We start from the raw sequence: 13253 nt of genomic DNA, 5'->3' as shown, positions 1-13253 counted from the left end.
GATTTCCCCCCCAAAAATGTCTATGGGTATGTTAAAATAGCAGTAAGTAAGGATTACTGTTTTTAAGAGGTGGACATTTAATGAAGAATAAGTTTCACTTACCCATTATTTTATCGTTAGGGGCTTTCTTGTTGGTGGCTTGTGAAGAAAAAATACAGCAATCAGATGCTGAGCAACGAACCAACACCGAACAAACGACTGCCATTTCTAACTCAGAATCTAATTCAGAGATATCAGCAGTTAGTGAATCTTCATCGGATGAAGAAACCACGATCCCAGCCCATAGTGAAGGCAACGATGAGCAAAAGCCAGAAGAAGATTTAACGTCCTCTGTAAAAGCTAAATCAGCTTCTTCAGCTCAGTACATTATTCGCGAGAAGAAACAACTTGATGACAAAATGATCCAAGAAGCGATCGAAAAGATTCATGAAGCGACGGATAATAAGTATCATGGGGAGGATTTTTATTTCTTGCCCACCCAAATTGATGAGAATACCCTTCAAGTTGACCTTTATCGGCAATCTCCTGAAGGCCAAGATCATCAAAACTTAATAGCCATTTATGAATTCCACAAAGATACTCAGAAACTCTTCCAGCAAGATCCAACTTCAGGTACAATGGAAGAAGTGACACCTAAGAAATAGAACATGAAGTTCCCAAAAGTCTAGGGTGACCTAGGCTTTTTAAGCATTTTAGAGGGATATAATGATTAAGCGATTTAAAACTAAATACTTACCGATTTTATTGGCTTCTTTTAAGCAATCGGATATTTTTGGGAATGCAGCCCAATTATCCTATTACTTGCTTTTAGCTTTGGTACCAACTTTAATCCTACTAGCTAATATGATTCCTTTATTACCTATGGGGAGTGAGCAGGTACTTGGACTGGCGACGCAAATCTTACCTGAGCCTGTATCAGGATTATTACTGCCCACGTTAAGGCAATATTTAAACTCTGTCAATCTCAGTGTGATTTCAGTTTCAACCCTTGCTTTAATTTGGTCAGGCTCTACTGGTTTTACGAGCTTGCAGCGTATTTTAAAAAAAGTTTATGGCCAGGAGACGCAGGCGAATTTTTTGGTCATTAGAATTTTATCGTTTTTATTTGCAACGGCCTTAGTCCTAGCGGTAGGCTTTTTGAGCTTTTTTTATATTTTTGGAGAAAGCTTATTTGTATTATTGAAGCAAAATATCAATATTCCAGTGGCCATAAATGAACTTGTGGAATGGCTTATTAACTTCCAATGGCTTTGGTTATTACTAGGAATCTTTGCTTTTAATTTATTTATTAATCAAGTGGTCCCCCTGCACGGCCGACCGTTGAAATACCAATGGGGTGGGGCTCTCATTAGTAGCTTAGCATTGTTTATTATTAATGATTTGTTCAATGTGTACGTGCGGTATTTTGTGGGTAGCTCCTTGACACAAAGTACGATTGGTATTTTTATCGTCATGATGATTTGGCTGTATTTATCCTGTGCTGCTGTTTTAGCGGGAGCAGCAGTTAATGAAATGTTATACCGAGTCTTGCACCGTGAGCTTCGTTTTAATCCTCATTCCGCTTCTCTTTCAACTATTTTTAGTTTCTTTTCTACCGGAAAAATTTCATATGAATTAGCTAGTCGACCTGAATTAGTTAGCGATCCGCCTGCTGTTAAAATCCGTACCAATGCCACCTTTAACTGGAGTGATAACCATGAGTAAACGGTCTAATTACGCTAGAAGCCATAATGCTATACAATCCCGCTTTGACTGGCCTCTCATCACCACCTTTATTTTGTTAATGATTTTTAGCTTGCTGACAGTTTTATCAACAACTTACTTACAATTTGAACAGGGCTCACTAAGACCTTTTGTGATGCAAAATATTTGGTATGGTGTGGGGATTATTTCTGCCATTATTCTTGCTCAAATTAATTATGAAACGCTTTTCAAGTTGGCTCCCTTAGGCTATTGCTTCGGTTTACTTCTTTTAGTGGCCGTGCTTATTTTCTATGACCGCGATATCTATGTCGCTTGGGGGGCAAAAAGCTGGTTATCTTTTGCAGGTTTGACGTTTCAGCCTTCAGAGTTAATGAAATTCTTCTATATTTTGATGCTAGCTCGCTTAGTAAGAGATTATACGGTACTGTGTAACTCCTCGCATTACGAGCAACTGCCTGTCCGCCAGCAGCTCAATATGGATTGGAAGTTTTTATTCCGGCTTGTTTTATGGAGCCTACCACCTTTTGTTTTAGTCTTTGCCCAAAATGATTTTGGTACCATGCTGGTCTTTATGGTCATTTTAATTGGAGTCATTTTTGTATCGGGAATCAGTTGGCGAATCATTATTCCGAGTTTACTGATTTTAGGAGCCGTTTTTTCCTTACTTTTGTTTCTGGTCTTGTATGATCGTGATTTATTATTAAAAATTGGTTTCCAAAACTACCAGTTCTCACGAATTGATTCTTGGCTAGAACCCTTTGGAAGTACAGCAGGAGAGAGTTATCAACTTAGTCAAAGTTTAAAGGCCATTGGATCTGGTCAAATTATTGGTAAAGGTCTTGGCGCTTTTGAAGTTTATGTGCCGGTTCGTGAATCTGATATGATTTTTGCTACTATTGGGGAAAACTTCGGTTTTTTAGGCAGTAGTTTTCTTATACTCTTGTTTTTTATCCTTATCTATATTATTATAGCCCGTTCATTTAGTACCGGACGGAGTTTTTACGCAACCTTTGCAGCGGGAACCGTATCGATGTTAGCCTTCCATATCATGGAAAATATCGGTATGAATATCGGTTTGCTTCCTTTGACGGGTATTCCTTTACCCTTTATTTCTCAAGGGGGGTCCTCTCTAGTGACTTGCTGCATGTGCCTAGGGGTGGTCGCTTCGATTCGCTATCAGGATCATACCACTAAAAAAACGACTCATCGGCTTAATCATTTGCTCTTGGTTTTGGTTGAAAAACTTAAAGTTGAGCATTGGCCCATTATTCGAAACTTACCGACGTTCTAAAAAAGCCTGGACTCCATGGAGTCCAGGTCTTTTTAAATGACGTGATTAAACCAAGAAAATATATTTTCCATTTCTTTAGACGCCATGGCCATGACTTCAGGATGCCACTGAATTCCTAAAATTGGCGCTAATTCCAAGCTACCCTGGCGTTCATAAGCTTCAACGATACCATCCTTGGCCCAAGCAATTTTCTTTAGGTCATTACCGAGAGTCTTGACAGCCTGATGGTGGTAAGAATTGATAAAAATCGTATCTTGCTCTGGAAAAATTTGCCCTAAAAAGCTATGTGGGTCAATTTCAGCACTGTGTTGCGGGTATATATAACGGCTGCCATTTTTAATATGTTGAACGATTGGCGATTGATCAATTTCACTTAAGTCCTGATACAGCTTTCCCCCTAATAAAACATTGATTAATTGCATTCCCCGGCAAATCGCCAACATTGGCTTTTTATTATTTTCACAAGCTTCAAAGAGTCGTTTTTCCCATTGATCTCTTTCCCATTTGGTTTGATGGAGCTTCATGCTGGGTTCTTCATTATACAGAAGAGGATTAATATCACTTCCTCCGGTAAATATAACCCCATCGAGGTGTGCCATATAGGCTTCCGCTTCTTCGCTTGTCGTTCCCGTCGGAATGATAAATGGCAGGCAAGCCTTAGCTCTTAGGCAAGCGCTAAACTGCCGCGGCGTTTGGTCATTAGCAAATTCCAGCCAGTCATCAACATCCAGACCAATGCTACTAGTTATCCCAATGCGATATTTTGTCATTCGTATCACTTCCATCTTCGTGTTAAGCTCATTATACTGGAATTGTATAAAAAGCGAAAGTTAAGGTGTTTGGCTCACAATTGAAAATAAATTTCATTTATCTTAAAATGAATTAGAAAAGAATATTTTAATAGGAGGCAGCTATGGCAACGCTTAAAATAAAAAATTTACATGTGCAAATTGAAGAACAAGAAATTTTAAAAGGAGTTAACCTAGAAATCCATCCTGATGAGGTTCACGCGATCATGGGCCCTAACGGAACCGGTAAATCGACTTTAGCGGAAGCCATTATGGGGAATCCCGCTTATGAAATTACAGAAGGAGATATTCTCCTTGATGACCAGTCAATTGTTGGCATGGCGACTGACGAACGCGCTCGTCTGGGCTTATTTTTAGCGATGCAATATCCCGCTGAAATTCCTGGGATAACGAATGCTGAATTTATGCGTGCAGCAATTAATGCTCAACGACCAGAAGGGGAGCCCATTTCCGTTATGGATTTTATCAAGAAATTAGATAAAAAAATGGCCTTGCTGGAAATGGACGAAGCGATGGCTGAACGCTATTTAAATGAGGGCTTCTCAGGTGGGGAGAAAAAACGTAATGAAATTTTACAATTGCTGATGATTGAACCCGCTATCGCTATTTTAGATGAAATTGACTCGGGTCTTGATATCGATGCCTTGCAAGTAGTGGCCAAGGGCGTCAATAGTATGCGCGGGGAAAACTTTGGTGGTTTAATTATTACCCATTACCAACGCTTGCTTAACTATATCCAGCCTGATCGCGTCCATATTATGGTTGATGGCCGCATCGCTAAATCTGGTGATGCTGAATTGGCCAAACGCCTAGAGAAGGAAGGCTACAAAGGTTTACTTGAAGAAGTTGAAGACGAGACCAAGTACGAAGAACAGGAGGGTTAAATTTATGCGGCGCCAAGCTTTAGATAATTTTACCCCGATCGCCGAATATATTAGTCAAAAGGCTGAGCCTGAAAGCTTGCAGACCATTAGGAAAGATGCTTTTGAGGCTTATCAAAAAACATTACTCACGCCAATCACTAAAGTGTCCTATGATCGTTGGGCGCTTTTTGACCCTATTATTCCAGAAAGTAAGACCGTTCCTGAAACATTAACAGCTATAAATATGGATAATTCCATCACTTTATATGGCCAAAAAATGGTTTCTTACCGTATTGCTGATTCCTGGAAAAAACAGGGCGTTATTCTCGAAGATATTGAAACAGCGATAAAAAAGCATTCAGATCTTTTTTTCAAATACTTTAAAAATATTATCGATCATTATGATTTGGATAAAGTGACTGGCTATCACCTCGCAGCCTTAACGAATGGGATATTTTTCTATGTTCCTAAAGGAGCGCAGCTCGAAGGAGCTCTAACAGTTAACTTAGTTAAAAATGATCAAGAAGAGAGTGCCTTTAATCCGCATCTGCTCTATGTCCTTGAAGACGAAACCACCTGTGAGATTATTGAAAAAACCTCAAGTTATGGGGCAGAGGCAAACAGTTTGAACATGCATGTCGAATTGTTTATGGGTAATAGCGCTACTCTTTCTTATCACCCGGTTGATACTTTAAATTCGAACCAAGCAGGCTTTGTTAATCGCTGGGCCCAGCTCTACAATGATGCGAAATTAAATGTCACGAATGGGCTATTTAATCATGGCCAGGTCATTACTAATTACCTCGTCGACTTACGAGGTGAGGGGGCAATGGCTGATGTTCATGCTGTATCTATAACAGAAGATCGCCATCAACAGATTGCCAATGTCACGGTTAATAATTATGGCCGCCATACCAATGGTAATATTTTACAAAAAGGGGTAGTTTTAGATCATTCTCGCCTAAGTTTTAATGGGATTGGTCATATTTTTAGAGGGGCTAATGGCTCAGAATCCGAGCAAGAAGAACGTCTACTGATGTTTTCTGATGCGGCCCGCGGTGATGCTAATCCGATTTTACTGATCGATGAAAATGATGTGAAAGCAGGTCATGCTGCTTCGGTAGGCCGAGTTGCCGAAGAAGAGCTGTATTACTTAATGAGTCGGGGGCTTTCAACGAATGAGGCCAGACGCTTAGTCATTAAAGCTTTTCTTGGCCAAGTTTTAGCTCAAATCCATGACAAAGATCTGCGGCAAGAATTCCTCGATTTGATTGATGAGAAGTTACGTGATCACGATGAACTGTAAGGATGATTTTCCAATTTTAGGGCAAAAAGTCAATGAACATCCGCTTGTTTATTTGGACAATGCTGCTACAACTCAAAAGCCACGGCCAGTGATAGACGCACTGCGTACCTATTATGAACAAAATAATGCTAATCCTCATCGAGGCGTCCATACTTTAGCTGGACGAGCGACAGCGGCTTATGAAGAAGCCCGTGATGTTGTCAAAGACTTTATTGCTGCCCAAAATCGGGAAGAAATTATCTTTACCAGAGGAACAACACAAGGCTTGAACTGGCTAGCTTATCTCTTAGCTGAGCAGGTCTTAGAGCCTGGTGATGAAATTTTAATTTCACCTGCTGAACATCACGCTAACCTTATTCCTTGGCAACAAATGGCCAAAAAGCATCGTTTAAAATTGCGGTACCTTCCTTTTAAAGAAAACGAAGCTTATAAAAAAGCTGATCTTTCTGAATGTTTAACAGAACGAACCAAACTCCTAGCCCTTCATCATGTTTCGAATGTGCTAGGAATTGAACAACCGATTAAAGACTTGGCGCAAGTCATGCATCAAAATGACGGCATGATTGTAGTTGATGGTGCGCAAGCTGTCCCCCACTTGCCGGTGGATGTTCAAGATCTCGATATTGATTTTTACTGCTTTAGCGGCCATAAAATGTATGGTCCCACGGGTACCGGTGTAATGTATGGGAAGAAACAATGGCTGGATCGCCTACAGCCGATTGAATGGGGCGGTGAAATGATTACCAAAGTTAGCCCTTATGAGAGTCAATGGGCCGAGCCACCTTTCCGTTTTGAGGGAGGCACCCAAAATATTGCTGGGGCTGTCGGCTTAGCGGCCGCCATTCGCTGGTTAAAATCTATTGGGGGCATGGAAAATCTGCTTAAGCATGAGGAACATCTAACTCAAATGGCTTTGCAGCAAATGCAGGATATTTCTGACCTACAAATTTATGGCCCCGAAAACTTCAATGGGTCCTATCGACATGGTGTGATCAGTTTTAACCTTGAAGGGGTTCATCCTCATGATTTGGCAACTGGCTTGGATCAGTGTGGCGTGGCTATTAGGGCAGGGCATCACTGCGCACAAGTGTTGATGCAAGCGTTGGATGTACCGGCCACCGCCCGCATTAGTTTTGCTGCCTATAATACCGAAAAAGATTTAGAAGCTTTTATCACAGCGATCCGAGAAGTTAAGGAGTTCTTTACCTTATGAGTTTAAGTCATTTAAATTCCCTGTATAAAGCGGTCATTTTGGATCATTACCAAAAACCGCGCCATCGCCATAAGCTTACTGATCCAACGAGTAAAGTGGATATTTATAACCCCAGCTGTGGTGATGTTTTACATATTGAATTAAAAACAGAGGATCAAAAAATTAAAGAAATTGGCTTTACTGGCGAAGGTTGCGCAATTTCTATGGCAAGCGCCAGTATGATGTGTGAAAAAGTTAAAGGTTTTAATTTTTCGGAAGCGATGGACCTCCATGATGTTTTTCAAAAGATGTTAATCGCTGAAGAGGAGCCTGAGCAAAGTGATTTAGAAGAAAAATTGGGTGAAGCTAGTTTACTTGTCGGGGTGCGTCAATTCCCTGCTCGCGTGAAATGTGCCACCCTGGCCTGGCAGGCTTTGGCGCAAGCACTAACGAAAGAAGGAGAGAGCTAATATGTCTAAAACTCCATTGATTAATGATTATCAATATGGCTTTCATGACGATGTAGCCTCAATTAAGGAAATTGGTTCCCACACAGGAGTCAATGAACAAGTGATTCGCGATATCTCAAAGGAAAAAAATGAGCCGGAATGGATGCGTGATTTTCGGCTACGTAGTCTAAAGCAATATGAAAAAAGTCATATTCCTACTTGGGCGCCCGATTTATCCGACTTAGATTTACGCGATTTTAGTCTCTATAAGAGGAAGAGCAATAAAGCCGCCCGTTCATGGGATGATGTACCAGAACAAATTAAAGAGACCTTTGAACGCATCGGGATTCCAGAAGCCGAGCGAAAGCAATTAGCAGGTGTCGTGGCTCAATATGAGTCCGAAGCTGTTTACCATAACACAAAGGAAATTTATGAAGATCAAGGAGTTATCTTCTTAGACACGGATACCGGCTTAAAAGAGCATCCTGAAATATTTAAAAAGTATTTTGGCAAACTGGTGCCGCCATCCGATAACTTCCAAGCGGCCTTAAATTCTTGTGTATGGTCAGGGGGCACTTTTATCTATGTTCCTAAAGGCGTTAAAGTAGAAATCCCCCTGCAAACATACTTCCGAATGAATGACCGAGCCATGGGGCAATTTGAACGGACATTAATTGTTGTGGATGAAGGCGCAAGTGTGGAATATATCGAAGGCTGCACAGCGCCCACTTACTCAGAAGCTAGTCTTCATGCGGCTATTGTAGAAATTTTCGTCGAAGAAAACGCGTATTGCCGCTACTCAACCATTCAGAATTGGTCTTCCAATGTTTATAATTTGGTGACTAAACGAGCTAAAGTGGGTAAAAATGCGACCATGGAATGGGTAGATGGTAACCTAGGAGCGCAACTCTCGATGAAATATCCTTCCTGTTACCTGGACGGTGAAGGCGCACGCGGAACGATGCTGTCAATTGCTTTTGCCAATACCGGACAGCACCAACATACGGGTGCAAAAATGTATCACCATGCCCCTCATACCTCCAGTTCAATCGTTTCGAAATCCATTGCTAAAGGGGAAGGGATTACGGACTACCTGGGTGATGTCCGTTTTAATAAACAGGCGAAAAACAGTCAGTCGCATATTGAATGTGATACAATTTTAATCGATAAAGATTCTAAATCAGATACCATTCCGACCAATGAAATCCATAATTCTGATGTCTCGCTCGAACATGAAGCCAAGGTTTCAAAAATCTCTGAAGAGCAACTCTATTATTTGATGAGTCGTGGCTTAAGTGAAGAAGAGGCCACCGAAATGATTATTATGGGCTTTGTGGAGCCGTTTAGTAAGGAGTTACCTTTGGAATATGCTGTCGAATTGAATCGTTTGATTAGCTATGAAATGGAAGGCTCAGTTGGTTAATTGACCATTGCAGAAAAAATAGCAGAGGAGCATATCACATCGGCTTCTCTGCTATTTTATTATCTTATTGCTGGCTAATAATATGCCCCTTAATGGCAGTAGGCCAGTCAGGATGATCCCTAATAATGGAGAGTTGGTCAAGCGTGTGGAGTCGAAAGATTAAATAACCTTCATCTTCCTTTAAATTCGCACGAGCAATCTCGCCACATCGATTGAAAAAACTAATCGCCAACAAGGCTGCTTGCAAGGGCTTTAAACCTTCTGCCATTAAAGCGCTGATGATAGCACCGACTGCTGAGCCACCGCCGGCAAAATTCTTAAGCCAGTCACTGCCGTTTTCTAAGGCGATCGCATAGTGGGCATCGACAACAATATCAATTTCCCCTGTGACTACAAAAGTGGTATGGGGGGAAGCTTTGGCCTTTTTGGTTAAAGCTTTCACGAGGAGATCCTGTTTTTCTCGGGTTTGATCGGCACGTGGCGAATGAAAGCCGCGTAAGTGTTCGGCTAACTCGCAATATTTAAGCATTTCACTGTAATTGCCTTTAATAATAGAAGGGGTATTAAAAGATAATTGTGACGCGAAGTTTTGCCGTGAAGCTAGGGTTGCAACGCCAACTAAATCAACCACAATCGGAGTATGGGATCGATTAGCTAGAGCAACGACTTCTTCATGAAGATGTTCGCTACCCGGTGTATGATGTCCTAAATTAAGGTAAACGCCTTTGGTAATAGGAAGAGCTTCCTCAAAAGCGTATTTCTGCTCACATAATAAAGGATTAGCTTTTACCGAAATGAGCGTATTATAGATTAATTCCGCCGTGGCGTGATCTGAAAAGCATTGAATAAGTGGATGGGATTGAATAGGCCAAGGGTACACAAAAATACGACTGAAAAGTCGGGCAAAGGATTTAGACATTGTTTTCTCCTTAAAAGAACAATATAATGATAATACTTTATAATCATGAATAGATATTTTCTTTCATTATAGCATATTTGTAAAGGATTTCAACCAATGAGGATAGGGCAAATTATTAAGATAACTTGTATTTTTGTTTGGCTTTCATAAGTGCTGTATTTTAATTGCTCTCTCTCTATGCTAAGATAATGATGATTAAGTAAAATGACTAAGGAAAGAAGGCATATTCGATGGATATCAAGCAATACGTTGCCGAACTATTGCAACCCGCTATTGATAGTGATATAGCGCTCTCTACAATTAAAAATACATTAGAAGAACCTAAACATGACGATCACGGCGATTTAGCTTTTCCTTGCTTTATTTTAGCAGCTAAACTTCGGCAAGCCCCTGCCAAAATTGCCCAAGACCTGGCTGCTAAACTAAAAGATCCCATGATCGACGAGGTTGAAGTTGTTGGGCCCTATATCAATTTTTTCTTCAACCGCGGTAAAATGAGTAGTGAAGTTCTTAAGTATATTCTAACGGCTAAAACAAACTATGGTAGACAAGACCTTGGCCAAGGTCGACAAGTGCCTATCGACATGTCCAGCCCTAATATTGCTAAGCCCATGTCAATGGGACACCTTCGCTCTACGGTTATTGGTAATGCTATTGGAAATATTTTAGAAGCTGTCGGCTTTGAACCGGTACGGATCAATCACCTGGGTGACTGGGGAACCCAGTTTGGGAAGCTTATTGTGGCTTACCGACTATGGGGAACTGAAGATAAAATTAAAGCAGAACCCATTCAGGAACTATTACGACTCTATGTGAAGTTTCATCAGGAAGCTGAACACGACCCTAAATTAGAGGATACAGGGCGAGAAGCCTTTAAAGCTTTAGAAGACGGAGCCCCAGAAGAGACGCGACTTTGGAAATGGTTCCGTGAAGAATCCCTCGAAGAATTTAATAAAACCTATAAGAAGTTAGGGATTGAATTTGATTCTTACGCGGGGGAATCCTTCTACAATGATAAAATGGAGGCCATTGTTCAAGAGCTTAAGGATAAAAATTTACTGAAAAGAGATCAAGGCGCGGAGATTGTTGACTTGTCTCAATATGATTTAAATCCTGCTTTAATTAAAAAATCCGATGGCGCCACTTTGTATATGACCCGTGACTTGGCTGCTGCCGAATATCGGAAAAAAACTTATAATTTCTACGAATCACTCTATGTCGTGGGTTCTGAACAAGCTAACCACTTTAAGCAATTAAAGGCAGTCTTGAAGGAAATGGGGCATGAGTGGTCTGAGGATATTCATCATATTGCTTTTGGCTTAGTGACGAAGGATGGGGAAAAATTATCAACCCGAAAAGGGAAAGTTGTCTTACTTGAAGAAGTGTTAAATGAAGCGATTTCCCTTTCCAAAAAGCAAATTGAAGAGAAAAATCCCGAATTAGAAAATAAGGAAGAAGTGGCTCGTGCCGTAGGAACAGGAGCAGTCATTTTCTTTGATTTGAGGAATGATCGCCGCAACTCCTATGACTTTAACCTTCAAGAAATTACCCATTTTGAAGGTGAAACAGGACCTTACGTGCAATATGCTAATGTCCGCTGCCATTCCATTCTCAGTAAAGCAGAACAGAATGGTCAACAAGCTGAAGTTGCGGCAATGTCTAAAATGAGCGATGAGGCTTTTGCTATTGTCAAAACTTTGCATAATTACCCTGATACCATTTTAAGAGCTTACCGTGAATTTGAACCCAGTGTCATTTCTAAATACTTGCTGGCTTTGGCCCAAAATTTTAATCGTTATTATGCCCATACACGCATTTTATCGGATGATCAAGGGCTACATCATCGTCTCGCTCTTGTAAAAGCGGTCTCCCTCGTTTTGACTTCAGGTCTAAAGATTCTTGGGATCCAAGCGCCAGAAAAAATGTAAGCTTTACGAAAAAACCCTATCGCCATCTGGCGATAGGATTTTTGCTATTGGCTATAGAAAGGATGATGAACTTTAGAACTTTTCTCTTGTTCATACTCTGAAACCATATTTCGAATCGGTAAAATAACCACAGCAAATAAGAATAAGGTTTGAATCCACATGATTGTGACATCGGTTAGCCCATGAATAAGGACAGTTGCCCAAAAACTCATGACTAAGGCTAGTCGAGGGCGCAAGCGGGGGAAATATCTCATACGATTTAAAAGCTTAATATAGCCAAGCAGAGGATAAGCCATAATACTTAAACCCACGAGACCAAAATCGAGCCACATATTTAAAAAGAGATTGTGAGCGTGGTAAACCGTTCCTTTTGCTTCTGGATACTGGAGACGAATATGGAGATAGGTCATGGGGCCTTGGCCAAACCATAAATTATCTTTTAGCATACTGAGCGTTCCCTGCCAGATATACCAGCGGTCACCAATCGCAAAATTTAAATCATCCATTCTGGGCAATATGTCCGTGGGGATTAATAATAAGAGTCCCACGAGCATCGTGATAAAAGAAAGTACAGCTTGTTTTTTATAACCTAAGACATAGAAATAAACCAAGATGGAGAATATTAAAACGCCATAGCTGGTTCGATTTCCGGTATAAATAATAGCAAGCAAATTGCACGCTGAGATCAGGCCATAGGTTATCTTTTTTCGAATTTTTTTACTATGATTAAGCTTATAGATGCCAATGAGGAAGAAAAATTCCAGCATCATGGCATAGTAGTTAGGATTAAAAAAAGTAGCCTCAACTCGATTTGGATGAGTTTTACTCATGGCTTTCGATATGAAGGTATAATCCCATTCGGGGATAAATTTAAAATTCTCTAGAAGAGCGAAGATGAAAAGGATCATACTGGCCAAAAGGCAGATATTCATCAAATCTTCAAAAAAATAAGGACGTATGGCTCGCTCGTAATAAGCAAAGATTAGAAAGGCAAATAAGAAACCAAAACTAATTAAAAGGCCAATCCAATTTTGGAAAATAGTACTAATGCTCATGGTGTAGAAAATAAAGATCCAGGTCATCACTTGCTCGGCCTGTAAATTAATAAAACTTGGCTTAAAGCAATTGGTCATCCCTAAAATAATAAATACAACCGCAAAGACTGCTAAGGCGATGTAGAAGGGGAAAAAATTACCTAGTAAAAGGATGGTGATTAAAAGAGCTTCCAGTGACCAGGGAAGGCCATCTGATAATTGATAAGTCATATCTTCACCCATTTCTATGATATAGAATATCATAGCATGTTTCCTTATGGAACGCATGTCTCTTTATGCTTATAATAGTCTTAAGGCTGAAAGCTAAAAGCTTC

At 40.4% G+C, this 13253-nt stretch carries 12 protein-coding genes; 9 read left to right on the top strand and 3 right to left on the bottom strand.

Annotation, left to right across the window (positions count from 1 at the left end):
• The first annotated feature begins 80 nt into the window (after positions 1-80).
• The 3 genes from WF803_RS00220 to WF803_RS00210 all read left to right on the top strand — a co-directional run bounded on the left by WF803_RS00220 (position 81) and on the right by WF803_RS00210 (position 2995).
• Positions 81-644: a hypothetical protein gene (locus tag WF803_RS00220; RefSeq protein ID WP_489611140.1), complete on the top strand. Its 564-nt coding sequence runs from the start codon at positions 81-83 to the stop codon at positions 642-644.
• Positions 645-705: 61 nt separating this feature from the next.
• Entirely contained in the window at positions 706-1704 is a 999-nt protein-coding gene (locus WF803_RS00215) for a YihY/virulence factor BrkB family protein (RefSeq protein ID WP_489611139.1), read from the top strand.
• Positions 1670-2995: an FtsW/RodA/SpoVE family cell cycle protein gene (locus WF803_RS00210; protein ID WP_489611138.1), complete on the top strand. Its 1326-nt coding sequence runs from the start codon at positions 1670-1672 to the stop codon at positions 2993-2995. The genes WF803_RS00215 and WF803_RS00210 overlap by 35 nt, the downstream gene beginning before the upstream one ends.
• 32 nt (positions 2996-3027) lie before the next feature.
• Here the strand turns inward: WF803_RS00210 and WF803_RS00205 are convergent, their stop codons facing one another.
• Positions 3028-3765: a gamma-glutamyl-gamma-aminobutyrate hydrolase family protein gene (locus tag WF803_RS00205; protein ID WP_489611137.1), complete on the bottom strand. Its 738-nt coding sequence runs from the start codon at positions 3763-3765 to the stop codon at positions 3028-3030.
• A gap of 143 nt (positions 3766-3908) precedes the next feature.
• Between WF803_RS00205 and sufC the strand changes: the two genes are divergently transcribed.
• Genes sufC through sufB form a run of 5 tightly spaced genes read left to right on the top strand, consistent with a single transcriptional unit; the run spans position 3909 to position 9037 of the window.
• Positions 3909-4688 carry a Fe-S cluster assembly ATPase SufC gene (gene sufC, locus WF803_RS00200; protein ID WP_489611136.1) on the top strand — a complete coding sequence of 260 codons (780 nt, stop codon included), beginning with the start codon at positions 3909-3911 and terminating at the stop codon, positions 4686-4688.
• A gap of 4 nt (positions 4689-4692) precedes the next feature.
• Positions 4693-5973 (top strand): Fe-S cluster assembly protein SufD, encoded by a 1281-nt coding sequence (gene sufD, locus WF803_RS00195; RefSeq protein ID WP_489611135.1) that lies wholly within the window; start codon positions 4693-4695, stop codon positions 5971-5973.
• A complete protein-coding gene (locus WF803_RS00190) occupies positions 5963-7186 on the top strand; it encodes a SufS family cysteine desulfurase (RefSeq protein WP_489611134.1) in 1224 nt (407 codons plus the stop codon). The genes sufD and WF803_RS00190 overlap by 11 nt, the downstream gene beginning before the upstream one ends.
• A complete protein-coding gene (sufU, locus tag WF803_RS00185; RefSeq protein ID WP_489611133.1) occupies positions 7183-7635 on the top strand; it encodes a Fe-S cluster assembly sulfur transfer protein SufU in 453 nt (150 codons plus the stop codon). Before WF803_RS00190 ends, sufU begins: the two co-directional genes overlap by 4 nt.
• Before the next feature lies 1 nt (position 7636).
• Positions 7637-9037 (top strand): Fe-S cluster assembly protein SufB, encoded by a 1401-nt coding sequence (sufB, locus tag WF803_RS00180; protein WP_489611132.1) that lies wholly within the window; start codon positions 7637-7639, stop codon positions 9035-9037.
• A gap of 64 nt (positions 9038-9101) precedes the next feature.
• On the opposite strand, the gene WF803_RS00175 is transcribed toward sufB, so the two are convergent.
• Positions 9102-9956: a hydroxyethylthiazole kinase gene (locus tag WF803_RS00175; protein WP_489611131.1), complete on the bottom strand. Its 855-nt coding sequence runs from the start codon at positions 9954-9956 to the stop codon at positions 9102-9104.
• Positions 9957-10186: 230 nt separating this feature from the next.
• On the opposite strand from WF803_RS00175, the gene argS reads away from it, so the two are divergent.
• On the top strand, positions 10187-11884 hold the full coding sequence (argS, locus tag WF803_RS00170) for an arginine--tRNA ligase (protein WP_489611130.1): 1698 nt from the start codon (positions 10187-10189) through the stop codon (positions 11882-11884).
• Between the two features lie 44 nt (positions 11885-11928).
• On the opposite strand, the gene WF803_RS00165 is transcribed toward argS, so the two are convergent.
• Positions 11929-13161 (bottom strand): O-antigen ligase family protein, encoded by a 1233-nt coding sequence (locus WF803_RS00165; RefSeq protein ID WP_489611129.1) that lies wholly within the window; start codon positions 13159-13161, stop codon positions 11929-11931.
• Between the last annotated feature and the right edge of the window lie 92 nt (positions 13162-13253).

This window comes from Aerococcus sp. BD502 (assembly GCF_057919555.1).
This window is presented reverse-complemented; position numbering and strand designations above follow the sequence as displayed.

Coding starts and splice junctions, on each gene's coding strand:
- WF803_RS00165 (WP_489611129.1), bottom strand. CDS start 13,161: ATGGGTGAAGATATGACTTATCAATTATCAGATGGCCTTCCCTGGTCA.
- sufD (WP_489611135.1), top strand. CDS start 4,693: ATGCGGCGCCAAGCTTTAGATAATTTTACCCCGATCGCCGAATATATT.
- WF803_RS00190 (WP_489611134.1), top strand. CDS start 5,963: ATGAACTGTAAGGATGATTTTCCAATTTTAGGGCAAAAAGTCAATGAA.
- WF803_RS00210 (WP_489611138.1), top strand. CDS start 1,670: ATGCCACCTTTAACTGGAGTGATAACCATGAGTAAACGGTCTAATTAC.
- WF803_RS00215 (WP_489611139.1), top strand. CDS start 706: ATGATTAAGCGATTTAAAACTAAATACTTACCGATTTTATTGGCTTCT.
- WF803_RS00205 (WP_489611137.1), bottom strand. CDS start 3,765: ATGACAAAATATCGCATTGGGATAACTAGTAGCATTGGTCTGGATGTT.
- sufU (WP_489611133.1), top strand. CDS start 7,183: ATGAGTTTAAGTCATTTAAATTCCCTGTATAAAGCGGTCATTTTGGAT.
- sufB (WP_489611132.1), top strand. CDS start 7,637: ATGTCTAAAACTCCATTGATTAATGATTATCAATATGGCTTTCATGAC.
- sufC (WP_489611136.1), top strand. CDS start 3,909: ATGGCAACGCTTAAAATAAAAAATTTACATGTGCAAATTGAAGAACAA.
- WF803_RS00220 (WP_489611140.1), top strand. CDS start 81: ATGAAGAATAAGTTTCACTTACCCATTATTTTATCGTTAGGGGCTTTC.
- argS (WP_489611130.1), top strand. CDS start 10,187: ATGGATATCAAGCAATACGTTGCCGAACTATTGCAACCCGCTATTGAT.
- WF803_RS00175 (WP_489611131.1), bottom strand. CDS start 9,956: ATGTCTAAATCCTTTGCCCGACTTTTCAGTCGTATTTTTGTGTACCCT.